Raw genomic sequence first — 23,223 nt, 5'->3', positions numbered from 1 at the left:
GGGGCGAAGCGGATGCAGGTCCAATATATCAGTGCCTTCACCGTCGTTCTCGAAGTGCTGTCGCGCTTCTGGCCGGTCTGGATCGCGCTCATCATCGTCATGGGGGCGAGCTTCGCCTACAAGAAGAAGCTCGCGCTCTATGGACAGCTGTTCGACAGCGGCGTCGGCATCGTCGGTGTCGGTATCTGCCTGTTCTGGCTGTTCACGGCGATCTTCGCGGCGACCATCTCGCCCTTCGACCCGCTGGCCCAGATCCCCGCGATGAAGGACGTGCTGCCGGGAGCGGTCGAGCCGCAGTCAGGTCTGGTCTATCTGTTCGGCGGCGACAAGCTTGCGCGCGACGTGTTTTCGCGCATGGTCTACGGCAGCCAGATCGTGCTGATCATCGCGCCGGCGGCGACCGGCTTCGCGCTCATGGTCGGCATCACGCTTGGCCTGCCTGCCGGCTATTATGGCGGCAAGATCGATACCGTGCTGTCGTTCCTGGCCAACCTGGTGCTGGCGTTCCCGGTGATCCTGCTGTTCTACCTGCTGGTGACGCCGGGCATCATGGACACGCCAATCCCCTATGCGATGGCCGGCGTGTTCTTCCTGTTTCCAATCATCTTCTTCAGCGTGCTGTTCTGGACGCGCTACAAGAACCGGCCCGACCGGCTGTACATCCTGCTCGGCATCACCCTGATCGTCGGCGGCTGGATTTATCTGGGCCTGGTGTTCGACAAGGACCCGCTGCATATCGTCCACATCGATCCCAACCAGCTCAACATCTTCGTGGCGGTGGTGTTTGCCTCCAGCCCCGGCGTGTTCCGCATCGTGCGTGGCCTGGTTATGGACATCAAGACGCGCGACTATGTGGCGGCGGCGCAGACGCGTGGTGAATCGCCCTGGTACATCATGCTGTGGGAAATCCTGCCCAATGCGCGCGGGCCGCTGATCGTCGATGCCTGCCTGCGCATCGGCTACACCACCATCCTGCTCGGCACGCTGGGCTATTTCGGTCTCGGCCTGGCGCCGGAAAGCCCTGACTGGGGCACAGCGATCAAGGACGCCAGCCGGCTGCTGCGCTCCTTCATCCACCCGGCGCTGCCACCGACGATCGCACTGATGAGCTTCGTGCTGGGGCTCAATCTGCTCGCCGATTCCCTGCGCGAGCAATCGATGAAGGATTGATGGCGGGGTCTTCGACCCGACTTGCCTGCAAGAACCAAGGATTGGAGCGACCCATGAACGAGGCAGTTCGAAATCCCGCAGAGCCGATCATCGAGATCGAGAACCTGTCGATCTCCTTCTTCACCCGCAAGGGCGAGATCCCGGCCGTCATGGATTTTTCCTGCACGGTCATGCCCGGCGAGGCGATGGGCATCGTCGGCGAATCCGGCTGCGGCAAGTCGACCGTGTCGCTCGGCATCATGCGCGACCTTTCCAACATCGGGAAGATCGTCGGCGGCAAGATCAAGTTCCAGGGCAAGGATATGGGCGAGCTCTCCGACGAGGAACTGCGCGCCATCCGCGGCAACAAGATCGCCATGATCTACCAGGAGCCGATGGCCAGCCTCAACCCGGCGATGAAGGTCGGCCAGCAGCTGATGGAAGTGCCGCTGATCCACGACAAGGTGTCGAAGGAAGAGGCCTACAAACGCTCCCTCGACATGGTACGCGCGGTCAAGCTTCCGGACCCTGAGCGCATGATGCGCTCCTATCCGCACCAGCTCTCCGGTGGCCAGCAGCAGCGCATCGTCATCGCTATGGCGCTGCTGTCGAAGCCGGCGCTGCTTCTGCTCGACGAGCCGACGACGGCGCTCGACGTCACGGTGGAGGCGGGCATCGTCGAACTGGTCAAGGGGCTCGGCGAGAAGTTCGGCACCTCGATGATCTTCGTGTCGCACAATCTCGGCCTGATCCTGGAAACCTGCGACCGCATCACCGTGATGTATTCGGGCGAAGCGGTGGAGACCGGCAAGATCAAGGACGTGTTCGACCGGATGCGCCATCCCTACACACAAGGGCTGTTCCGTTCGATCCCGCTGCCGGGCGCGGACAAGAATTCGCGGCCGTTGATCTCCATCCCGGGGCAATTGCCGCTGCCGCATGAGCGGCCGAAGGGTTGCAATTTCGGCCCGCGCTGCCACCATTTCGTCGAGGGCGTCTGCAACGCCGCCGAGATCCCGATGATCGAGGTCGCTGGCCACGAGGGCCATTTCTCGCGCTGCGTGCGCTTCAACGAGATCGATTGGGAGGCGCTGCCGCCCGGAGCCAAGAAAGTCAATGAGCGCGTCATACCCGGCGCGCCAGTGCTCAAGATCGAGGATTTGAGAAAATACTACAAGGTCGGCGGCAACGAGGTGTTCGGCTCGAGCGAGGGCCGCGTCGTCAAGGCTAATGAGACGATCTCGTTCATGGCGCGCGAATCCGAGACCGTCGCCATTGTCGGTGAATCCGGCTGCGGAAAGTCGACGCTGGCCAAGGTGCTGCTCGGCCTGGAGACGGCCAGTGCCGGCACGGTGACGCTGGGCAACAAGGAGATCCAGTCGACCGGCATCGAGAGCCGCAGTGTCGACACCGTGTCGTCGATCCAGATGGTGTTCCAGAATCCGTTCGACACGCTGAACCCCAGCCATTCGGTCGGTTCGCAGATCATCCGCACGCTGGAGAAATTCAATGTCGGCAAGACGGTTGCCGACCGCCGCAAGCGCATGCTGGAACTGCTCGACCTGGTGAAGCTGCCGCGCGCCTTCGAGACACGCAAGCCGCGCCAGCTGTCGGGTGGCCAGAAACAGCGCATCGGCGTGGCACGAGCTTTTGCCGGCGACGCCAAGGTGGTGGTGGCGGACGAGCCAGTTTCCGCTCTCGACGTGTCGGTGCAGGCGGCGGTGACCGAACTCTTGATGGACATCCAGCGCAAGAACAAGACGACGATGCTGTTCATCAGCCACGATTTGTCCGTCGTGCGCTACATCGCCGACCGCGTCGTCGTCATGTATCTCGGCTACATCGTCGAGCAAGGCACGACCGACCAGATCTTCGCGCCGCCCTATCATCCCTATACCGAGGCGCTGCTGTCGGCGATCCCGATCGCCGACACCAGCGTGGTCAAACGGCACATCGTGCTCGAAGGCGACATTCCCTCGGCGATGAATCCGCCGTCCGGCTGCCCGTTCCAGACACGCTGCGGCTACAAGAAGCTGGTGCCGGACAATCTGTGCGAGACCAAGGTGCCGCCGGTCAAGCATCTCGGCGACGGCCATATGAGCCTGTGCTGGCTGTCCGACGACGTGCTGGCGACGATGGAGCCGGTGATCAAGTTCGACAAGGAGCACGCGGCGCATGAAGGCGTGCCGGAAGATGCGCCGCATGGCGGCGGCCCGGGTTCGACAGGAACAGCGCCCAAACGGCCGCGTGGCAAAACGTCCAGCGCGGAAGCCGACCAGATCGGCGAGGCCGTGGAGCAGGGCCAGGCTGGGATGCGAGCCCGTCGCAACAAAGTAGTCGACGAGGCTTCCGAAACCGGTGTTAAAAAGCCGAAAGATACGACAAGGCGGCACTAAACCGGGAAGGGTGCTAGTTTTCGCATTGCTGTAGCTGGACGGCGTAGTCGCGGGCCATCTTGTCGGTCGCCCGCGCGTAGCCCTGCACGCCCGCGTCGCCACGGTTGCCGCGGCCATAGGCGGTCCAGCCGAGATAGTAGGCGAGGTAGAGATTGTAGGTGTCGTTGCGGGCGACGCCGTATGTGTCCGCCGTCTTGGAATGATACCAGCCGACGAAATCGACGGCGTCGGCGAACTTCGTGCGTCGCGCCGCCCAGTTGCCGGTTTCGCGCTGATATTGCGACCAGGTGCCGTCCAGCGCCTGCGAGAAGCCGGTGGCCGAGGAGACGTGCTTCCACGGAATGAAGCCGAGCAGCTTGGTGCGCGGCGGCCGGGCATTACTCTTGAAACCGGATTCCTTGCGCACCGTCGCCATCAGCACCGGCACGGGTATGCCGTATTTCTGCGAGGCGCGTTCGGCCGCCGACTGCCAATTGTCGAACCAGCCGTCATTCTGGTCGAACACGGCACAGACATTGTTGATGTGGCTGGGCGCGGTGGCGCAGGCCGACAACGCCAGCAGAACGCCAACCGCTACAATTTTACTAAAACTCGACCTACGCATGGGATGAGCAATAGGCCGAAATCATAAAAGGAATCTTGCTGCGTCCGTTAACGCTCCGCCGGGACGAGAGCTTGGCGAAAAGCCGTATTGATATTCCGACGGATTTTGTCGCTTATTATAAAGTCAAACTGCATAGATGCCGCCGTGGCTAAAATCACGCCTGCAAACGGCGTATTTCTGACAGCTTGCGTGGTTTGCCGGAGCTTTGATGCCGGTATGAACGAACCAAGACGCAAGCGCGGCGCCGAGCGCACCAGCAACCGAGGGCCAGCGCCGATCCCGCAGCTGCCGCAAAAGCGGGTGACCAATCCCTATCCGCCGATGGCATTGCTATCGCCCGACCAGATCGAGGCGATCCACCAGGCATCGATGCATGTATTGGAGAATTTCGGCATCGAGGTGATGAGCCCGCGGGCGCTGTCGCTGTTCGAGAAGGCTGGTGCTGCGGTCGATCACGCCTCGGCGAATGTCCGCATCGATCGCGGCATGGTCGACGAGGCGCTGAAGACCACACGGTCCAACTACACGCTGACACCACGCAACCCGGCCAATACGATCCATCTCGGCGGCAACACCATCAATTTCACCCTCGTTGCCGGGCCGCCCAATGTGCACGACATGGAGCGTGGCCGCCGCGCCGGCAATCTCCGCGACTATGCGGATCTCACCCGGCTGGCACAGCATTTCAACTGCGTCCACATGCTCGGCAACCAGGTCTGCGCGCCGGTCGAGTTGCCGGCCAATTCGCGCCATCTCGACACATACTTCACCAATCTGACGCTGACCGACAAGAGTTTCCACGTCTCGGCGATTGGCCGGGGCAGGGCGCTGGACGGCATCGAGATGATGGCGATCGCGCGCGGGCTGACGCTGGACCAGCTGCGCGACGATCCCGGCATCGCCACCATCATCTCTGTCAACTCGCCGCGCCGCTTCGACGAGATGATGGCCGAGGGGCTGATGACGATGGCCGAGTTCGGCCAGTCGGTGGCGGTGACGCCGTTCACGCTGATGGGGGCGATGAGCCCGGTGACGCTGGCCGGCGCGCTGGCGCAGCAGAATGCCGAGGCGTTGTTCGGCGTCGTGCTGACGCAGTTGGTGCGGCCGGGCGCGCCGGTGATGTATGGCGCCTTCACTTCCAATGTCGACATGAAGTCGGGCGCGCCGGCCTTCGGCACGCCGGAGAACACCAAGGCCAACATCGCCTCGGGGCAGTTGGCGCGGCGCTACGGGCTGCCATACCGCACCACGCCCGGTTCGGCCTCCAACGCCGCCGATGCGCAAGGCGCCTATGAAACGCTGATGGCGCTGTGGGGCGCGGTGCTTGGCCATGGCAATCTCGTCTACCACGCCGCCGGCTGGCAGGAGGGCGGGCTGACGGCGTCGTTCGAAAAATTCATCATCGATGTCGAGATGATCCAGCACATGATGGAGTTCCTGCGCCCGATCATGGTCGATGAGGCCGAGCTTGCCATCGAGGCGCTGGGCGCGGTGCCGACGGGCGGGCATTTCTTCGGCGAGCCGCACACGCTGGAGCGCTACGCCACCGCTTTCTACCAGCCGATCCTGTCCAACTGGCAGAATTTTGAAGCCTGGCAGGAGGCCGGCAGCCTCGACGCCACCGCGCGCGCGACGCGGCTGTGGAAGAAGGCGCTGGAAGACTATGTCGAGCCGGTGATGGATGTCGCCGTGCGCGAGGCGCTGGAGGCGTATGTCGCCAGGCGCAAGGAAGCGATCGGGCAGGGCGAGCCGTGACGCCTCCCGTCTTGAATCCATTCACCCATCCAACTCCTTGATATCAGAGAAAAATCCATGAAATCGCATGCAAAGGTCGTGGTCATTGGCGGTGGCGTCGTCGGGTGCTCCGTGCTGTTCCATCTCGCCCGCCATGGCTGGACCGACGTGGTGCTGCTGGAGCGCGACGAGCTGACCTCCGGCTCGACCTGGCACGCGGCGGGCGGCATGCACACGATCAATGGCGACCCCAACGTCGCCAAGCTGCAGAAATACACCATCAACCTCTACAAGGAGATCGAGGAGCTTTCCGGCCAGGCGACCGGCGTGCACCTGACCGGCGGCGTGCTGTTGGCGGCGACCGAGGCGCGGCTGGACTGGCTGCGTGGCGTCGTCGCCAAAGGGCGCTATCTCGGCATCGAGCTGGAAGAAATCTCGCCGAAAGAGGCAGCCGAACTGATGCCTCTGCTCGACCCAAAGCAGTTCGTCGGCGCCGTCCGCAACAAGGAGGACGGCCATCTTGATCCCTCCGGCGTCACCCACGCCTATGCCAAGGCTGCGCGGAAGCTTGGGGCGGAAATAGAACGCTTCACCAAGGTCGAGGACATCGTGCGGCGGCCGGACGGAATGTGGCGCGTCATCACCAACAAGGGCGAGGTGGTGGCCGAGCATGTCGTCAATGCCGGCGGCCTGTGGGCGCGCGAGGTCGGTCGCATGGTCGGGCTCGAACTGCCGGTGCTGGCGATGGAGCACATGTACCTGATCACCGAGGACATGCCGGAAGTCGCCGCCTGGAACGCCAAGACCGGAGAAGAGATCATGCATGCCGTCGATTTCGACGGCGAGCTTTACCTGCGCCAGGAGCGCGGCGGCATGCTGATGGGGACCTATGAGAAAGCCAACAAGCCATGGTCTGAATACCAGACGCCGTGGAATTTCGGCCATGAATTGCTGGCGCCCGACATCGACCGCATCGCGCCGTCGCTGGAGGTGGGCTTCCGGCATTTCCCGGCCTTCCAGAACACCGGCATCAAGCAGATCATCAACGGCCCCTTCACCTTTGCGCCGGATGGCAATCCGCTGGTCGGGCCTGTGCGCGGCCTGCCGGGTTTTTGGGTCGCCTGCGGCGTCATGGCCGGCTTTTCGCAGGGTGGCGGCGTTGGTCTTGCGCTGTCCAACTGGATGATCGAGGGCGATCCCGGCGCCGACATCTGGGCCATGGACGTGGCGCGCTACGGAGACTGGGCGACGATGGCCTACACCAATGCCAAGGTGCGCGAGAACTATTCAAGGCGCTTCTCGATCCGCTTCCCGAACGAGGAACTGCCTGCAGGGCGGCCGCTCAAGACCACGCCGATCTACGATCTGTTGTCGGCCAAGGGCGCGCAGTTTGGCGTCGCCTATGGGCTGGAGGTGCCGCTCTGGTATGCGCCGGAAGGCATCAAGGATGAGTTCTCCTGGCGGCGTTCGAGCGATTTCTCCCATGTCGCCAGGGAGGTCGCAACGGTACGCGGGGGCGCCGGCCTGTCGGAAATCTCGTCATTCGCCAAATACAAGGTGACGGGCGAGGGGGCGGCGGCTTGGCTGGACCGCATGCTTGCCTGCAAATTGCCGAAACCCGGCCGCATGACGCTGGCGCCGATGCTGAAAGAAGACGGCAGGCTGATCGGCGATTTCACACTGGCCAATCTGGGCTCGGACGGCTGGTTCCTCGCCGGCTCCGGTATTGCCGAGCAGTACCATATGCGCTGGTTTGAGGCGCATCTGCCGGGAGATGGCTCGGTTCACATCGAAGCGCTGGGCGCGAAACTCACCGGCCTTGCGATTGCCGGGCCGAAGGCGCGGGAGGTGCTGGCCAAGGTCAGTCGCGCGGATGTCTCCAACGCAGCGTTTCCGTTCATGGCGGTAGCGAAGATGGATATCGGCATGGCGCCGTGCCTGGTCGGCCGCGTCAGCTATACCGGCGATCTCGGCTACGAGATCTGGGTGGCGCCGGAATATCAGCGTGCGGCCTATCAGGCGCTGATGGCGGCGGGCGAAGACTTCGGCATCGGCCTGTTCGGTTCTCGGGCGCTGAACGCGCTGCGGCTGGAGAAGAATTATGGCTCATGGGGGCGCGAATACCGGCCGATATACGGGCCGCTAGAAGCTGGGCTCGACCGCTTCGTCGCCTATGGCAAGGAGGCGGATTTCATCGGCAAGGCGGCGGCATTGGCCGAGCGCAGGCAGGGCGGCAAGCTCCGGCTGCGGGCCTTCATCGTCGATGCCGATGATGCCGATGTCATCGGCGACGAGCCGATCTGGTTCGGCGGCGCGGTGCGCGGCTGGGTGACGTCGGGCGGTTATGCCCATCACTCGAAAAAGTCGGTCGCCGTCGGCTATGTGCCGAAGGAGATCGCCGACGAGAGCGATGGCTTCGAGATCGAGTTGCTGGGCAAGCGCCACGCGGCGCGCATGCAGGCGGCGCCGCTGTTCGATGCGAATTTCGAGCGGATGCGGGAGTGAAGGCTCACCCCCGCTTGGGACCTCAGGCCTTGCTGCGGTTGTCCAGCGCGAAGGCGCCGGCGCCGGCGAACACCAGATAGAGGAAGATGAAGCAGAACGAGATCGCCGCGTCGCCGCCATTGTTGGCTGGGAAGAAGTCGCGCGGGTAGTGCGCCATGAAATAGGCGATCGCCATTTCGCCGGCTAGAAGGAACGCCACGGGCCGCGTGAACAGGCCAAGCGCCAGCAGGATGCCGCCGGCGAATTCGAGAATGCCGGCGGTTGTCGTCAGCCCGTTGAGGGCGTGAGGCTCGGCGCTGAAGGGGAAGTTGAACAGTTTCTGGCTGCCATGCTCGATGAACTGCAGCGCGGTCATGATGCGCAGCACGCCGAGCGCCTGCGGCTGGTATTTGGAGAGGCTTTCGAGAAGCTTCATCTAAAACTCCATTTTCACCCTCCCGGCCCGGCCATAGATTATCGCCCGGCCATGGACCATTCACTTCCCATGGCGCAGCATCAACAATCGGTGATTGGAAATGTGCCCTGGTATGCCCTTTGATATTGTTCTCGCCTGGGTTGCATTATTATCGCTATGGTTGTATCAGAATGGACGCTCTGAACGTGTGGGTTCCCCGCCATGAAAGTTCCCTTGTCATGAAAAAAGTCATCATCAGCCTGTTCGCACTCCTTGCAGGCACCAGTTTCGCCATGGCCGAGGACGCCGGCTGTGAGGCCTTCAAATGGCCGGTGACGCGGGAACAGGCGCTGTTTGCCTCGGCACCCGCAACGCCGTCTGGAGCGGCGCTGGCGGTGGGTGCCGCCGCGGATCTGGCACTGGTCCCGGCCGAGAAAGCCGGCTTTACGCTGCCGCCCGAGCGCGCGCCGGCGGAGGGCACGTTCGGTGCCGTCGCCAGCGTGGAGGTGCCGGCCGAAGGCGCCATTCAGATCAGCCTGTCGGGCGAGGCCTGGATCGATGTCATCGAGGACGGCAAGGCCATCAAGTCGGCCGGCTATAGCGGTGTGAAAACCTGCCCCGGCATCCGCAAGAGTGTGCGCTTCAAGCTCGCGGCCGGCCCGGCCACCGTCCAGTTCAGTGGCGCGAAAAAGGCCGAGCTGAAGGTCGCGGTGCTGACGCCGGAATAAGACGGCTAAGGCATGTCGCCCAAAAGTGACCTCGGTTTTGGGAGAACGACATGCATAAAAACAAAGACCTAAAGCGCGTCGCATGAATCCGTTTCAACGCGACGCGCTTTAGGCAGAGCAATGCGGCCTTTCATCGGTGGTGCGATGAAAGGCCGTCGTTTCATGCCAGCGGTGTTTGTTGCCGTCAGCGCACCGGCGCCATCAAGGCGAAATGCGCGCCTTGCGGGTCCTGGCATTGCACGATCCAGCTGCCGCCGGGAACCTCCATCGGCCCCATCAGGATCTTGCCGCCATTGTCGGTGACGCGCTTTGCGGCCGCGTCGATGCCGGTGACGTTGAAATAGAACTGCCAGACCGGGACGGGGATTTGCGCAGGCTTGTTCATGATGCCGCCGCCGGATTCGGGGCCGGCCGTGAATGTCTGGTAGGTGCCCATCGGGCCCATGTCGAAATCACCGGCATTGGCCCAGCCGAACTGGCCGGAATAGAAATCGAACGCGGCCTTCCAATCGCTCGTATAGAGCTCGTGCCAGCCGATATGGCCAGGTGTGCTGGCTTGCACGACGGGCTGGTCGGGGCCGCTGGCTGCAGGAACATGAAGGTCGCGCCTTGCGGATCGGCGACGACGGCAAAGCGGCCGACGCCGGGGATGTCGTCGGGCTCGCGGTGTACAGCTCCGCCAGCAGCCTTCAGTGCCTTGGTCGAGGCATCAACATCTTTGGTGTGGATATAACCTAGCCAGGCGGGCGGCATGCCCATCTTGGCCGCGTCCTCTGGCATCGTCATCAGGCCGCCGACGCCGCGCTCGCCGACATTCATGACGATGTAGCGCGGCATGCCGGGCGCCTTGTCGAAAGGCTGCGCCGTCCAGCCGACAACCTTGGTGTAGAAGGTCTCGGCGGCGTCGAGGTCTGTGGTCATCAGCTCGTACCAGAAGAAGGGCATTGGGGATTTCGGCATGGTCGGTCTCCTCACCGTTCAGCATCGATCGTTGTCCGATCCATCGCAGGACGATCCTGGCGACGGAAATCCGACAACCGCCCAAACAATAATGTCGGCCCATGACATGCGTTCCCCGGTTGCGTGCCCCGCGGTTTTCGATTTCTGTACGACAAGGGGGTTGTTCATGCGCCAGATGTCGCTCACGCCGGAGCTTGTCGCACTGTGCCACAGGGAAGAGGCCGATCCCGGCCCGGACCCAAGCTGGACGGAGCTGAACGATGAGGATTTCAGGGCGCTGGCCATGCGGCTTGCCGCTGAAGCGGATGAGGGGCCGCTCTGGGTGTTCGCCTACGGATCGCTGATCTGGAAGCCGGAATTCGAATCGGTCGAGCAACGGCTCGCCACGGCCTTCGGCTGGCACCGCTCTTTCTGCCTCGACATGGTGCGCTGGCGCGGCAGCGCGGCGCAGCCCGGCCTGATGATGGCGCTCGAACGCGGCGGCCGCTGCAACGGCGTGATCTACCGCTTGCCGGAGGGCGAAAAACCGGCGCAGATCGAAAGGCTGCTGCGGCGTGAGATCAGCGACCATGAGAGCATCAGCTCGGTCCGGTGGCTGCCGGTGCATACGGCGCAAGGCGGGCTGCGGGCGTTGGGTTTCTGGGTTGGCGTGAAGGGGCGGGGAACGTCACTCAGCCAACCGCTGGACAGAGTGGCGAGCATATTGGCCAGGGCCTGCGGCCATGTCGGCTCCGGCGCCGAATATCTCTACAACACGGTCAGCCATCTCGAGGCATTCGGCATCCACGACCGCAATCTGTGGCGGCTGCAGCAACTGGTGGCGGACGAGGTCCGGGCTATCCATGACCGACCGATCGACGAGGGCTACCCGCCACTGCAAGAGCAGCCGTCCACAGTATAACATGAGTAAAAAAATCATGTTTTTATCGAGCCTTTTCAGCAGCTTGCGCTGAAAATTGACCAATTGATAAAAAAATAAAACGTGCTAGCCTTCCCCAAAACGAAAACATGGGGAACTGACAATGCCAGAAGGCCAGTTCAAAGAGGGTATTGTCGGCGGCCGGCTCCAGGCCGACCAGTACGCCGACAATTTTTCCGACCTGCATCCGCCGCTCGATCATCACGAGGCGCTGGTCGAATCCGACCGCTGCTATTTCTGCTATGATGCGCCGTGCATGAATGCATGCCCGACTTCGATCGACATTCCGCTGTTCATCCGCCAGATCTCGACCGGCAATCCGATTGGCTCGGCCAAGACCATCTTCGACCAGAACATTCTGGGCGGCATGTGCGCCCGTGTCTGCCCGACCGAGACGCTGTGCGAAGAGGTCTGCGTGCGCGAGATCGCCGAGGGCAAGCCGGTGCAGATCGGCCGCCTGCAGCGCTACGCCACCGATGTCGCGATGGCCGAGAACAAGCAGTTTTATCCGCGCCCGGAACCGACCGGCAAGACGGTTGCCGTGGTCGGCGCCGGCCCGGCTGGCCTTGCCGCCGCGCACCGGCTCGCCCGTCATGGCCATGACGTGACCATACTGGAAGCGCGGCCGAAGGCCGGCGGCCTCAACGAATACGGCATTGCCGCCTACAAGAGTGTCGACAATTTCGCGCAGGCCGAGGTCGACTATGTCACCGCGATCGGCGGTATCGACATCCAGAACGGCAAGGCGCTCGGCCGCGACTACCAGCTCTCCGACCTGATGCGCAATTACGATGCGGTGTTCCTTGGCATGGGGCTGGGCGGCGTCAATGCGCTGCGCGCCGATGGCGAGGATGCGGCCGGCGTCACCAACGCGGTGGAGTTCATTGCCGAACTGCGCCAGGCCAGCGATCTCTCCGGCCTGCCGGTCGGCCGCCGTGTCGTCGTCATCGGCGGCGGCATGACGGCGATCGACGCCGCCGTGCAGTCGAAGCTGCTCGGCGCCGAGGAGGTGACGATCTGCTACCGGCGCGGCCAGGAGCACATGAACGCTTCCGGGTTCGAGCAGGACCTGGCCGCCGCCAACGGCGTCACCATCCGCCACTGGCTGCAGCCGAAGCGGGTAATCGCCGAAGGCGGCAAGGTGTCGGGCATCGAACTCGAATATACCGCGCTAAACGGCGACAAGCTCGCCGGCACCGGCGAGACGCTGACGCTCGTTGCCGACCAGGTGTTCAAGGCGATCGGCCAGAGTTTTGTCCCGGCCGCGCTCAATGGCAGCGGCGCGTCGATCGAGCTCGAAGCCGGCCGCATCAAGGTCGACGCGGAAGGGCGCACCTCACTGGCCAAGGTCTGGGCCGGCGGCGATTGCATCTTCGGCGGCGACGACCTGACCGTCTCGGCCGTGGCGCAAGGGCGCGATGCGGCGGAGAGCATCAACAGGAGTCTGACACAGGGATAGAGATCATGGCCTCGGTTGAATCGGGCATCGCCCGTCACTACGACGTATCGGGTCTTGAGCAGCACATTCTTGCCGTGCTCGCCGATGCCGGCGTGGACGTTGCCCATCTGCGCACCGGCGATCTCGAAGCGGTCGACGAATTCCACATTGGCGGTATCGCCGCTACCAGGGAACTCATCGGCCAGATGGGTTTGAAGCCGGGAGCCAGGCTGCTCGACATCGGTTCCGGCGTCGGTGGTCCAGCCCGCTTTGCCGCCAACAATGCCGGCGCCGATGTCACCGGCATCGACCTGACACAGAGCTATGTCGATATCGCGACGAGCCTGTCGAAGCGGGTGGGAACGGCCGACAAAGTCCGGTTCGCGCAGGGCAGTGCCCTGGACATGCCGTTCGGCAACGCCAGCTTTGACGCGGCTATGATCCTGCATGTCGGCATGAACCTTCCCGACAAGTCGAGGCTGATGAGCGAGGCTGCCCGCGTGCTCAAGCCGGGCGGTATCTTCGCCGTCTACGATGTGATGCGGCTAAAGGACGGCGTGCTGACCTTTCCGCTGCCATGGGCATCCGATGAAAGCATGTCATTCGTCGCCACGCCCGGCGACTATCGCGCGGCGGCCGCAGCCGCGGGGTTCTCGGTGATCGCGGAGCGACAGCGTGGCGCCTTTGCCATCGAATTCTTTGCAACGGTGCGTGCCAGGATGGCGGCCGCGCAAGCAGAGGGCAAAAAACCGCCGCCCGGCGTCGGCGTCGTCATGGGTGAGGACGCCCGCACCAAGATCGCCAATATCACCGCCGCGCTTGAAGGCGGCATTCTCGCACCCGTCGAATTGATCCTTCGTCTCGGCTGAAAGGGACCTGTCATGGCTGACATTCGCAACAATTTCGTCGGCATCAAATCGCCAAATCCGTTCTGGCTGGCCTCGGCGCCGCCGACCGACAAGGCCTACAACGTCATCCGCGCCTTCAAGGCAGGCTGGGGTGGCGTGGTGTGGAAGACGCTGGGCGAGGAAGGCCCGCCGGTGGTCAATGTCAACGGCCCGCGCTATGGCGCGATCTGGGGCGCCGACCGCCGCCTGCTCGGCCTCAACAACATCGAACTGATCACCGACCGCGACCTGCAGGTCAATCTGCGCGAAATCAAGCAGGTCAAGAAGGATTGGCCCGACCGCGCCATCGTCGTCTCGCTGATGGTGCCCTGCGTCGAGGAAAGCTGGAAGGCGATCCTGCCGGTGGTCGAGGAGACGGAAGCCGACGGCATCGAGCTCAATTTCGGCTGCCCGCACGGCATGTCGGAACGCGGCATGGGTGCCGCCGTCGGCCAGGTGCCGGAATATATCGAAATGGTGGTGCGCTGGTGCAAGCAGAACACCCGCATGCCGGTCATCACCAAGCTGACGCCCAACATCACCGATGTGCGCAAGCCGGCACGCGCCGCCCTTGCCGGCGGCACCGACGCTGTGTCGCTGATCAACACCATCAACTCGATCACCGGCGTCGACCTCGACAGTTTCGCGCCGCAGCCGACAATCGACGGCAAGGGTTCGCATGGTGGCTATTGCGGCCCGGCGGTGAAGCCGATCGCCATGAATATGGTGGCCGAGATCGCGCGCGATCCCGAAACGCAGGGCCTGCCGATCTCCGGCATTGGCGGCATCACCACCTGGCGCGACGCCGCCGAATTCATGGCGCTCGGCGCCGGCAATGTGCAGGTGTGCACGGCGGCGATGACCTATGGCTTCAAGATCGTCCAGGAGATGATCGCCGGTCTTGAAAACTGGATGGACGAGAAGGGCCATGCCTCGCTCGACGATATCATCGGCCGTGCCACGCCCAATGTCACCGACTGGCAGTATCTCAACCTCAACTACATCGCCAAGGCGCGTATCGACCAGGACGCCTGCATCAAATGCGGCCGCTGCCACATCGCCTGCGAGGACACTTCCCACCAGGCGATCACCAGCATGGTCGACGGCGTCAGGCATTTCGAGGTGATCGAGGCCGAATGCGTCGGCTGCAACCTCTGCGTCAATGTCTGCCCGGTCGAGAACTGCATCACCATGGAGCCGCTGGCGGTTGGAGTGATGGACCAGCGCACCGGCAAGCCGGTGTCGCCGATCTACGCCAACTGGACCACGCACCCGAACAACCCGATGGCCAAGGTGGCTGCGGAGTAGGGGCGGACATTCAACAGAAAAGGCGGCGCCTTCGGGCGCCGTTTTTCATTTTCCTATTGCAGACAAAAATTATCCACGATAAAGGATATCTATGAATAGGAGATCGGCATCATGAAGCTGGGCGAGGGCGTTGAAGCGGCCATCCACTGCGCGGCCACGCTGGCGAGCGTCGAGGGCAACAGCACCATGCCCGGTGCGGCTCTGGCAGAGGCCTTCGGTCTGTCGCCGAGCTATCTGCTGAAGCATCTCAACATGCTGACCGCCGCGCGCATCCTGGAATCGGTATCGGGTCCAGCGGGCGGCTACCGGCTGGCGCGGCCGGCCGAACGCATCACGCTGCTCGACATCGTGCTGGCGGTCGAAGGGCGCGAACCGGCGTTTCGCTGTGGTGAAATCCGCCGCAACGGTCCGGTCAAGATCGATGCCTCGGCCTATGTCAAACCCTGCGGCATCAATGCCGCGATGTTGAAAGCCGAGCGCGCCTATCGCGCAGCACTCGCCGAAGTGAAGCTGTCCCACATCGTGGCGGATTATGCGGCAGAGGGCGATCCGAGATCGTTTGCCGCGAGCTGCGCCTTCGTCGCGCGCCACCAGCGGCCACAGAGATTCAGTTCAACCCCGCAAACCCCAAAGCAGATGTGAAAGGAAAGACGATGAAGCCGAGACTGCAATTTTACGCCAAGGCGCCCGAGATCATGAAGGCAGTGTCGGCGCTCAACAAGGCGGTCGACGAATGCGGGCTTGAGGTCAGCCTGCTGCACCTGATCAAGCTCAGGGCCTCGCAGATCAATGGCTGTTCCTTCTGTGTCGAGATGCACAGCCGCGAGGCCCGGCGCGATGGCGAGACCGAGCAGCGGCTCTATCTCGTCGCGGCCTGGAAGGAATCGCCTCTGTTTTCCGAGCGCGAGCGCGCCGCGTTCGCGTGGACCGAGGCGGTGACCCTGATCGCCAACAATGGCGTGTCGGACGAGCTCTATGCCCGTACGCTCGAGCATTTTTCGGAAGAGGAACTGGTCAAGCTGTCCGTTGCGCTCGGTATGATCAACACCTGGAACCGGCTCTGCATTCCGTTCCACGCCATTCATCCGATTGCCGGCCGCCAAGGCGGCCTGATTGTCCTGATGTGTTTGGGAGCGCCGTCGAGGAGGCGGCGCTCCCCTATTTTTCAAAGGGAGCGTTTTATGCCTGTCGATTTGTCTTCGACCCTGTTGTTTCTCGGCCGCCTGTTGCTTGGCGGCGCTTTCGTCTTCGCCGGCCTGCGCAACATCCAGAACGCGGCTTTCCTGACCGGGCTGATGGCCGCGCGCGGCGTGCCGCAGGCGCGGCTGGCGCTGTGGGCCGGCATCGTCCTGCAGATCCTTGCCGGCCTGCTGGTGATGGCTGGCCTGTGGACCGCGATCGCCTGTGCGGTGCTGGTGCTGTTCCTGATTGTCGCCACACCGATATTCCACAACTTTTGGGACCATCAGGGCCCGGACCGCGCGGCGCGCATCAACGGCTTCGTCGGCAACGTCGCGCTGAGCGGTGGTTTCCTGACGCTGATCGCGCAATCCGTTTGAAGGGCGAACTAGAGCGGTGAATCGCTCTAGTTCCTTGTTTGACGCATTCCGGACGGAAAACCGCTTCGCACTTTTCCTGGAATTGCTCTAGGCGGCAAACCGCAGGCCGCCATCGCAGGTCAGCACCTGGCCGGTCATGAAGCCGTTGGAGACGAGGAAGGCTATTGCCGAGGCGACATCCTCGGCGCAGCCGACCCTGCCCACCGGCGTCTTGCCGGCGTATTCGGCAAAGACCGCCTGCCGCTGGTCCTCAGGCAAAAAATCCCACCACGGCGTGTCGATGACGCCGGGCGCCACGACGTTGACGCGCAGCGGCTTCAGTTCGACAGCCAGGATCGGCGTCACGGTCAGCAGCATGCCGTTGACGGCACCGATGCCGGCAACGCCGGGCATGGTGGCCTGAGCCGACACCGCCGATATGAAGGTGACCGAACCTGATTTGTTCAGCGTCGGCAAGGCCGCCTGCAGGCAGGACAGTTGCGGCCGCACCTTCTCCTCGACGCCGCTGCCGATGTCGGCAAGGTCGAGGGTCGCGAACGGGCCAAGGCCCTTGCCGCCGCTCGCCGCCAGAACGAGGTGGTCGAACGGGCCGAGGCGCTCGAAGAATTGGCGGACTTCATCCGGCTTCGAAGCATCGAAAGCCGCCTTGTCCGCGGCGCCGCCAAGGCTCTTCCAGGCACTGTTGAGCTTGTCCTGGTTGCGCCCGGTGATGGTCACCTTCATGCCGGGCCCAATCAGCTTGCGCGCGGTCGCCAGGCCGATGCCGGACGAGCCGCCGATGATGACTGTGTGTTCGGTTCTGTCGGTCATGAATGCTGTTCCTTCTGTTCTGCGGAAGCCAAGCCGACAAGGTCAAGGCTCAGGCTTCGCAATTGCTGTCTTGCCCTGGCGTCGTAGGCCTGGGCGTCGGCACGGGATTCGCGCAGGCCGTCGAAATAGAGGCCGGCGCGTCCTTCGAGCGCGGGTGAGGTGGCGAGGTTGACGATGGCGTCGGCACCGGTTTCGACCGAACTCCATGGCGTCACGCCTGCCTGGCGGACCATGGTGGTGTCCATATAGCTCGCCGGATGGAGCGCGTTGACGGTGACCCCGGTGCCTTTCAGCTGTTCCGCCAGATCGACGGTGAACAGGATTTGCGCCAGCTTGCTCTGGCAGTAGGCGCGCACGCCGCTATAGCCGTGCGTCAGCATGACGTCGCTGAAATCGATCGCCTGCTGGCCGGCCGAGGCGACATTGACAATGCGCGCCGGAACGCTCGCCTTCAGCAGCGGCAGAAGCTCCGAAGTCAGCAGAAAACCGGCGAGATAGTTGACCGCGAAGCGCAGTTCGTAGCCATCAGCGCTGATCTGCCGTTTGGCGCCTGCTGCACCGATGCCGGCATTGTTGATGAGGATGTCGAGCTGGTCCGTCCTGGCGCGGACGGCCTCGGCGAGCCGGCGAACCTCGGCCAGCGAGGCGAGGTCGGCGGCGAAGAACTCGGCCTTGCCGCCGGCGGCTTCGATCTCGGCGATTGCCGCCTTGCCGCGCGTTGCATCGCGACCGTGCACCAGCACGCGGGCGCCGGCGGCACCCAGCCTTTGCGCGACGACGCGGCCGACGCCGTCGGTCGAGCCGGTGATGAGGATTGTCTTGTCTTTCAGGTCCATTCTTGGAGCCTCCTGTCTGCTGCTCTGGGCGCAAGATGGCGTGTCCGAGAGGGCTCAAACAGTTCAAACTTTATCCTGGTATCAGTACTGCTATAATAGGCGGCATGGATGCTCCCACACATTCCGCTGAAGACAGCCGCCGGCGCGAGCTCGGTGCTTTCCTGCGCTCGCGCCGCGAAAGGCTGACGCCCTCGGCAACCGGTATCACGACCGGTCTCAGGCGGCGCACGCCGGGCCTGCGTCGCGAAGAGGTGGCGATGATCGCCGGCGTCGGCACCACCTGGTACACCTGGTTGGAACAGGGCAGGGATGTCAGGCCTTCCGCGGAGGTGCTGACGGCGCTATGCGGGGCGCTGCGCCTCGACGCCGCGGAGAAGCGGCATTTGTTCACGCTTGCCGGCCGCCAGCAGCCCGAGCGGCGGCGTATCGCGGCTGGAAAGGTCGAAGGTCCCCTGCTGCACATGCTGCAAAGCCTTGTCCTGCAGCCCGCCTATGTCGTCGGCCCACGTTGGGACGTGCTGGCCTGGAATGACGGAGCCGTTGCCATTTTCGGCGATTACGGCCAACTCGAGGGCGACGCCCGCAACATCATCCACGGCGTGTTCACCGATCCGCACCGGCGGCATTTGCTGGTCGACTGGGAGCAGCTGGCACGTGCAACCCTTGCCGCGTTTCGTGCCGAGAGCGCGAAATATGTCGGCGATCCGGATTTCGAGCGGCTGATCGCGCTGATGATGCGCTCAAGTCCCGAGTTCCGTGAATGGTGGCCGCAGCGCGATGTGGTGCACCGCCTGTCCGGCATGAAGCATCTGCGCCACCCCACAGCCGGCGCGATGGTGTTCGAGCATATGAGCCTGTCGATCGATGACGGCTCGGACATGAAGCTGATCGTCTACACGCCGCTCGCCGAGCAGAACTCGATCGCCAAGCTGCAGTCCTTGCTGGACGCGCTGCCGGCCGAGCGGCGCAGCGCCTGAGCCGTCGCGGCAGCGATCAGGGCTTTGGCTTCAGCCCTTCAAGGAACAATTGCTCGAGGAACCTCGCAGCGTCCTCGAAGCGGCCGTCGCCGCCGCGGTTCGGCCCGAGCACGGCGCGGACCTGGACGTCGAAATCGGCATAATGCTGCGTCGTCGCCCAGATCGAGAAGATCAGGTGCCAGGGATCGGTCCTGGCAATCTTGCCGGCACGCATCCAGCCCTTGATGACGGCGGCCTTCTCGTCGACCAGTGTCTTCAGCTCGCCGGCCAGCAGCGGCATGATGCGCGGCGCGCCTTGCAGGATCTCGTTGGCGAACAGGCGGCTCTCGCGCGGAAAGTCGCGCGCCATTTCGAGCTTGCGCCTGATGTAGCTCCTGAGTTCGGTCATGGGGTCGCCGATGTCGTCGAGTTCCCTGAGCGGAGCCAGCCAGGTGTCGAGCAAGCGCTGCATCAGCGTCTCGTGAATGTCTTCCTTGCGGCGGAAGTAATAGAGCAGGTTGGGCTTCGACATGCCGGCGGCTTCGGCGATCTGGTCGATGGTCGAACCGCGGAAGCCGTTGGTGGAGAACACTTCGAGTGCTGCCTCCAGGATCAGCTCGCGCTTTTCCTGCTGAATGCGGGTGCGGCGAGGGGCGTCCGTGCCGGTGTTCACCTTTGCGACCCCTTATGTTGGTGGTCATCTGGACCAATTCTCTGGACCAGTTTTTCCCTAGCCTGTGGAACGCACTTCAGGAGCCGCATTTCCGCTAGTAATCCCTTGACCGCCGACAGGGCGGTGCTAACGTTTGTCCAATCGGTCAAAAATTTGCGTAGCATGAAAGCGCGGCAAAGACCAAGCGTTGGACGCACCGAAACAGTTTACAAGGGGAAGTCTTGGTCATGTCCAACCGGCTGAAAGTCACGCCGAACGATCTCAGCGCATTCTGGATGCCGTTCACGGCAAACCGGCAGTTCAAGCAGGCGCCACGCATGTTCGTGTCCGCCAAGGACATGCATTACACGACCAGCGATGGCCGCAAGGTGCTGGACGGCACCGCCGGCCTGTGGTGCGTCAATGCCGGCCATTGCCGGCCGAAGATCACCGAGGCGATCCAGCACCAGGCCGCCGAACTCGACTACGCGCCGGCCTTCCAGATGGGCCATCCGATCGTCTTCGAACTGGCCAACCGCCTGGTCGACCTCGCGCCCAAGGGCATGGACCACGTCTTCTTCACCAATTCCGGTTCGGAATCGGTCGAGACCGCGCTGAAGATGGCGATCGCCTATCACCGCGTGAAGGGCGAGGGCTCGCGTACCCGCCTGATCGGCCGCGAACGCGGCTATCACGGCGTCAATTTCGGCGGCATCTCGGTCGGCGGCATCGTCACCAACCGCAAGATGTTTGGCACGCTGCTCGGCGGCGTCGACCATATGCCGCACACGCATTTGCCGGAGAAGAACGCCTTCTCCAAGGGCGTGCCGGAATATGGCGCGGAGCTCGCCAACGAGCTGGAGCGCATCGTCGCCCTGCATGATGCCTCGACCATCGCCGCCGTCATCGTCGAGCCGGTCGCCGGCTCCACCGGCGTCATCCTGCCGCCCAAGGGCTATCTGCAGAAGCTGCGCGAAATCTGCACCAAGCACGGCATCCTGCTGATTTTCGACGAGGTCATCACCGGTTTCGGCCGTCTCGGCGCGCCATTCGCCGCCGATTATTTCGGCGTCACGCCCGACATCATGACCACCGCCAAGGGCGTCTCCAACGGCGTCATCCCGATGGGCGCGGTGTTCGTGAAGAAGGAAATCCACGACGCCTTCATGACCGGCCCCGAGCACATGATCGAGTTTTTCCACGGCTACACCTATTCGGGCAATCCGATTGCGTGTGCGGCGGCACTCGGCACGCTCGACACCTACAAGGAAGAGGGCCTGCTCACCCGTGGTGAGGAACTGGCGCCCTATTGGGAAGATGCGCTGCACTCGCTGAAGGATGAGCCGCATGTCATCGACATCAGGAACATCGGCCTGATCGGCGCGATCGAGCTGGCGCCGATCGCCGGCAGCCCGACCAAGCGGGCCTTCTCGGCCTTCGTCAAGGCGTTCGAGCGCGGCGCGCTGATCCGCACCACCGGCGACATCATCGCGCTGTCGCCGCCGCTGATTATCACCAAGGGCCAGATCAACGAGTTGATCGACCATGTGCGTGAAGTGCTGAGGTCGATCGATTGACAAACTGGGCGCGGATATCCCTCCCCCTCGAGGGGAGGGTGGCCGCGAAGCGGTCGGGTGGGGTCGGTGCGACCGGGCGCCGACCTGATCTTTTGCCGCGAGGCCGCCCCTGATGCCCCGTACCCGCGTGAGCTTCGAAATGCGCCAGAAGGCGCGTGCGCTTCGAGTTCACGCGACCAAGGGCGAATCCCTGCTGTGGTATGAACTGCGGGACCTGAAATCGATCGGCATAAAGTTTCGCCGTCAGTGCCCAATCGGGCCATATATCGTCGACTTCGCCTGCTTCGGTGTGAAGCTGGTGGTCGAGGTGGATGGCGATCTGCACGAACACGAAAAGGGCAAACGGCACGACGCCGTTCGCGATGCCTATCTGCGTTCGCTCGGGTTCGATATCTTTCGCGTTGACGAGCCCGATGTCATAAACAGCGCGTGGCATGTCGCGCAGGTGGTCAAGGGGAAGGTCGAGCTTAGGTCAGGCGACCCCACCCGACCGCTTCGCGGCCACCCTCCCCTCGAGGGGGAGGGGGACGCCGCGCAATTGGAGAGGTTTTGAATGGCCGCGCCCGGCGAGAATTTGCGAATCAATTCAGACCGTTTGTGGGATTCCATCATGGAGATGGCGAAGATCGGCCCCGGCATTGCCGGCGGCAACAATCGCCAGACCGTGACCGATGAGGATGGCGAGGGCCGGCATCTGTTCAAGCGCTGGTGCGAGGCCGCCGGGCTCGAAATGGGCCTCGACGAGATGGGCACGATGTTTGCTCGCCGCGAAGGCACCGATCCCAGCCTGCCGCCGGTCTATGTCGGCAGCCATCTCGATACGCAGCCGACCGGCGGCAAGTATGACGGCGTGCTCGGCGTTCTCGGCGGGCTGGAAGTCGTGCGTTCGCTCAACGATCTCGGCATCAAGACCAAACATCCGATCGTCGTGACCAACTGGACCAACGAGGAAGGCTCGCGTTTTGCCCCGGCGATGATGGCATCCGGCGTGTTCGCCGGCGTGCTTGAGCAGGCCGATGTCTACGAGCACACCGACAAGCAGGGCAAGAAATTCGGCGAAGAGCTGGAGCGTATCGGCTGGAAGGGCACCGAGAAGGTTGGCGACCGCAAGATCCACGCCTTCTTCGAACTGCATATCGAGCAGGGTCCTATTCTGGAAGATGAAGACATTGACATTGGTGTCGTCACCCACGGCCAGGGCCTGAAATGGCTGCAGGTGACGCTGACCGGCAAGGAAGCGCATACCGGCTCGACGCCGATGCCCAAGCGCCGCAATGCCGGGCTTGGCATGGCCCGCGTCATCGAACTGGTGCACGAGATCGCCATGGACTACCAGCCCGACGCCGTCGGCGCGGTCGGCCACATGGAAGTGTTTCCCAATTCGCGCAACATCATCGCCGGCCGCACCGTCTTCACCATCGACATCCGCTCGCCGGAGAAGGAAGTGCTGGACGCGATGGATGGCCGCATCCGCGAAGGCATCGACACGATCTGCGAGGCGCTCGACATCCAGTACAAGGTCGAACAGGTCGGCGCGTTCGATCCGGTCACCTTCGACGCCGGTTGCGTCAAGGCGATCCGCGATGCTGCCGACCGCCTCGGCTATACGCACCGCAACATCGTCTCGGGTGCGGGCCACGACGCCTGCTGGATCAACCGTGTCGCGCCGACCGCCATGGTGATGTGTCCCTGCGTTGACGGGTTGTCACACAACGAGGCTGAAGAGATCTCCAAGGAATGGGCTTCGGCGGGTGCCGATGTGTTGTTCCATGCGGTGGTGGAGACGGCTGTCATCGTGGAGTGAGCTTAGA

General features: G+C 63.4%; 20 protein-coding genes and 2 pseudogenes. 16 read left to right on the top strand and 6 right to left on the bottom strand.

Features of this window, described 5'->3' with window-relative positions:
• The first annotated feature begins 12 nt into the window (after positions 1–12).
• Both AC1D05_RS08180 and AC1D05_RS08175 read left to right on the top strand, forming a co-directional pair.
• On the top strand, positions 13–1,170 hold the full coding sequence (locus AC1D05_RS08180; RefSeq protein ID WP_477439855.1) for an ABC transporter permease: 1,158 nt from the start codon (positions 13–15) through the stop codon (positions 1,168–1,170).
• A 53-nt stretch (positions 1,171–1,223) separates the two neighbouring features.
• Positions 1,224–3,545 (top strand): dipeptide ABC transporter ATP-binding protein, encoded by a 2,322-nt coding sequence (locus AC1D05_RS08175; RefSeq protein ID WP_477439853.1) that lies wholly within the window; start codon positions 1,224–1,226, stop codon positions 3,543–3,545.
• Between the two features lie 13 nt (positions 3,546–3,558).
• Here AC1D05_RS08175 and AC1D05_RS08170 read toward each other — a convergent pair whose 3' ends face one another.
• Complete coding sequence (locus tag AC1D05_RS08170) at positions 3,559–4,149, bottom strand: transglycosylase SLT domain-containing protein (RefSeq protein ID WP_477439851.1); 591 nt, start codon at positions 4,147–4,149, stop codon at positions 3,559–3,561.
• 216 nt (positions 4,150–4,365) lie between these two features.
• Between AC1D05_RS08170 and AC1D05_RS08165 the strand changes: the two genes are divergently transcribed.
• Together AC1D05_RS08165 and AC1D05_RS08160 are read left to right on the top strand one after the other, a co-directional pair.
• Positions 4,366–5,904: a trimethylamine methyltransferase family protein gene (locus tag AC1D05_RS08165; protein ID WP_477439849.1), complete on the top strand. Its 1,539-nt coding sequence runs from the start codon at positions 4,366–4,368 to the stop codon at positions 5,902–5,904.
• 57 nt (positions 5,905–5,961) lie between these two features.
• The gene (locus tag AC1D05_RS08160; protein WP_477439847.1) at positions 5,962–8,388 is read left to right on the top strand and encodes a GcvT family protein; all 2,427 of its coding nucleotides are present in this window, start codon (positions 5,962–5,964) and stop codon (positions 8,386–8,388) included.
• A 22-nt stretch (positions 8,389–8,410) separates the two neighbouring features.
• Here the strand turns inward: AC1D05_RS08160 and AC1D05_RS08155 are convergent, their stop codons facing one another.
• Positions 8,411–8,803 carry a DoxX family protein gene (locus AC1D05_RS08155; RefSeq protein ID WP_477439845.1) on the bottom strand — a complete coding sequence of 131 codons (393 nt, stop codon included), beginning with the start codon at positions 8,801–8,803 and terminating at the stop codon, positions 8,411–8,413.
• 218 nt (positions 8,804–9,021) lie between these two features.
• Between AC1D05_RS08155 and AC1D05_RS08150 the strand changes: the two genes are divergently transcribed.
• Complete coding sequence (locus AC1D05_RS08150) at positions 9,022–9,510, top strand: hypothetical protein (RefSeq protein ID WP_477439843.1); 489 nt, start codon at positions 9,022–9,024, stop codon at positions 9,508–9,510.
• 184 nt (positions 9,511–9,694) lie between these two features.
• Here the strand turns inward: AC1D05_RS08150 and AC1D05_RS08145 are convergent.
• Positions 9,695–10,470: pseudogene (locus AC1D05_RS08145) on the bottom strand (VOC family protein).
• Between the two features lie 166 nt (positions 10,471–10,636).
• Here AC1D05_RS08145 and AC1D05_RS08140 point away from each other — a divergent pair.
• From AC1D05_RS08140 to AC1D05_RS08110, 7 genes and pseudogenes are all read left to right on the top strand, one after another.
• On the top strand, positions 10,637–11,371 hold the full coding sequence (locus tag AC1D05_RS08140; RefSeq protein ID WP_477439841.1) for a gamma-glutamylcyclotransferase: 735 nt from the start codon (positions 10,637–10,639) through the stop codon (positions 11,369–11,371).
• Positions 11,372–11,492: 121 nt separating this feature from the next.
• Positions 11,493–12,848 (top strand): NAD(P)-dependent oxidoreductase, encoded by a 1,356-nt coding sequence (locus AC1D05_RS08135; protein WP_477439839.1) that lies wholly within the window; start codon positions 11,493–11,495, stop codon positions 12,846–12,848.
• Between the two features lie 5 nt (positions 12,849–12,853).
• The gene (locus AC1D05_RS08130) at positions 12,854–13,696 is read left to right on the top strand and encodes a class I SAM-dependent methyltransferase (RefSeq protein WP_477439837.1); all 843 of its coding nucleotides are present in this window, start codon (positions 12,854–12,856) and stop codon (positions 13,694–13,696) included.
• Between the two features lie 12 nt (positions 13,697–13,708).
• Positions 13,709–15,022 (top strand): NAD-dependent dihydropyrimidine dehydrogenase subunit PreA, encoded by a 1,314-nt coding sequence (preA, locus tag AC1D05_RS08125; RefSeq protein ID WP_477439835.1) that lies wholly within the window; start codon positions 13,709–13,711, stop codon positions 15,020–15,022.
• Positions 15,023–15,133: 111 nt separating this feature from the next.
• Complete coding sequence (locus AC1D05_RS08120; protein ID WP_477439833.1) at positions 15,134–15,664, top strand: RrF2 family transcriptional regulator; 531 nt, start codon at positions 15,134–15,136, stop codon at positions 15,662–15,664.
• Between the two features lie 11 nt (positions 15,665–15,675).
• Positions 15,676–16,113, top strand: a pseudogene (locus AC1D05_RS08115) (carboxymuconolactone decarboxylase family protein); the annotation flags it as partial.
• Between the two features lie 30 nt (positions 16,114–16,143).
• A complete protein-coding gene (locus tag AC1D05_RS08110; protein WP_477439959.1) occupies positions 16,144–16,581 on the top strand; it encodes a DoxX family protein in 438 nt (145 codons plus the stop codon).
• Between the two features lie 87 nt (positions 16,582–16,668).
• On the opposite strand, the gene AC1D05_RS08105 is transcribed toward AC1D05_RS08110, so the two are convergent.
• Together AC1D05_RS08105 and AC1D05_RS08100 are read right to left on the bottom strand one after the other, a co-directional pair.
• A complete protein-coding gene (locus AC1D05_RS08105) occupies positions 16,669–17,391 on the bottom strand; it encodes an SDR family oxidoreductase (protein ID WP_477439831.1) in 723 nt (240 codons plus the stop codon).
• A complete protein-coding gene (locus tag AC1D05_RS08100; RefSeq protein ID WP_477439829.1) occupies positions 17,388–18,227 on the bottom strand; it encodes an SDR family NAD(P)-dependent oxidoreductase in 840 nt (279 codons plus the stop codon). The genes AC1D05_RS08105 and AC1D05_RS08100 overlap by 4 nt, the downstream gene beginning before the upstream one ends.
• Positions 18,228–18,331: 104 nt before the next feature.
• Between AC1D05_RS08100 and AC1D05_RS08095 the strand changes: the two genes are divergently transcribed.
• The gene (locus AC1D05_RS08095; RefSeq protein ID WP_477439827.1) at positions 18,332–19,204 is read left to right on the top strand and encodes a helix-turn-helix transcriptional regulator; all 873 of its coding nucleotides are present in this window, start codon (positions 18,332–18,334) and stop codon (positions 19,202–19,204) included.
• Between the two features lie 16 nt (positions 19,205–19,220).
• Here AC1D05_RS08095 and AC1D05_RS08090 read toward each other — a convergent pair whose 3' ends face one another.
• A complete protein-coding gene (locus AC1D05_RS08090) occupies positions 19,221–19,856 on the bottom strand; it encodes a TetR family transcriptional regulator C-terminal domain-containing protein (RefSeq protein ID WP_477439825.1) in 636 nt (211 codons plus the stop codon).
• A gap of 227 nt (positions 19,857–20,083) precedes the next feature.
• On the opposite strand from AC1D05_RS08090, the gene aptA reads away from it, so the two are divergent.
• The 3 genes from aptA (at position 20,084) to AC1D05_RS08075 (ending at position 23,216) form a co-directional block, all read left to right on the top strand.
• Complete coding sequence (gene aptA, locus AC1D05_RS08085) at positions 20,084–21,412, top strand: omega-aminotransferase AptA (RefSeq protein WP_464609806.1); 1,329 nt, start codon at positions 20,084–20,086, stop codon at positions 21,410–21,412.
• Positions 21,413–21,524: 112 nt separating this feature from the next.
• Entirely contained in the window at positions 21,525–21,965 is a 441-nt protein-coding gene (locus AC1D05_RS08080; RefSeq protein ID WP_477439823.1) for an endonuclease domain-containing protein, read from the top strand.
• On the top strand, positions 21,966–23,216 hold the full coding sequence (locus AC1D05_RS08075) for a Zn-dependent hydrolase (protein WP_477439821.1): 1,251 nt from the start codon (positions 21,966–21,968) through the stop codon (positions 23,214–23,216).
• Positions 23,217–23,223 lie beyond the last annotated feature (7 nt).

This window comes from Mesorhizobium sp. P2_E9 (assembly GCF_056403815.1).
The sequence above is the reverse complement of the archived record's forward strand: the minus strand, read 5'-3'. Positions and strand labels throughout refer to the sequence as shown.